General features: G+C 42.9%; 1 protein-coding gene and 1 pseudogene. One reads left to right on the forward strand and one right to left on the reverse strand.

Annotation, left to right across the window (positions count from 1 at the left end):
- Nucleotides 1-257, forward strand: a pseudogene (locus Q5762_RS36835) (hypothetical protein); the annotation flags it as partial.
- Between the two features lie 178 nt (nucleotides 258-435).
- Here Q5762_RS36835 and Q5762_RS36840 read toward each other — a convergent pair.
- Entirely contained in the window at nucleotides 436-720 is a 285-nt protein-coding gene (locus tag Q5762_RS36840) for a hypothetical protein (protein ID WP_315887746.1), read from the reverse strand.
- Nucleotides 721-879 lie beyond the last annotated feature (159 nt).

Raw genomic sequence — 879 nt, forward strand, 5'->3', positions numbered from 1 at the left:
GCCCAGCATTGGAAGGGATCAAAACTCATGAATACTGCACGTACAACCAACCGAACAACGGTAGTGATCACACGGACCCCTATCCATATTTAGCTAAATGGGGCATTAGCCGTGCGCAATTTAAAAATGATGTAGAGCAGGGTTTTACGATTGAAACGAACAAAACTAAAAAGAGAGAAGGAAATGTGATGTTATTATTTAAAGAAGGCGGCAAGTGGGGAATCAGTATACACATGTCAGTAATCCTAAAGAACTAGATGCGATCAAGATGATGATGGACAAAGCGGGTTATGACACTTGGGAACATACAAATGCTGATCAAATCAAATATATTAAAAAAATCGCCGAGCTTGTCAAATAAAAATAGCCCCGGACTTCCGGGGCAGTACATAGATCAATTCAAAAAAATAGCCCTCGGGATTATCCCGGGGGCATCTATTTCTTTTTGTTGCCAAACTCTAAATCGTAAAAAACGAATGCGTATAAAATGATAAATGGCAGCACTCCTTTGATGATAAAGGCTTTGTTGTCATCATAGGTACTGACATAAATCAGCAGTATGATGACCAGCGCCAACAATACAGCCTGTATAAAATTTTTATTCATTGGCTCTCCTTTCCGAGATGTTGTTGCTCCAACAAAACACGGCCCTGGTAGTAAGCATCGCTGGCGGTCAAAAAGCCGCTCTTGTAATACCGCTTGCCACCTACGGTAATCCACGCCCGATAGCGCTCCTGCTTAGTTTTGCGGGTATAATACCGGCTAACTCCACGATAGCCTGTGGAAGAGTCTTTGCGAGGTTCCTTGCCTAAAAATAGGGAGGATGGGTCATATCGTCCCCGCAATGCGTGTTTAGTCAACAGAAAAGACACGCAATGC

The organism is Streptomyces sp. P9(2023) (assembly GCF_032436795.1).
Taxonomy (GTDB): Bacteria; Actinomycetota; Actinomycetes; order Streptomycetales; family Streptomycetaceae; genus Streptomyces.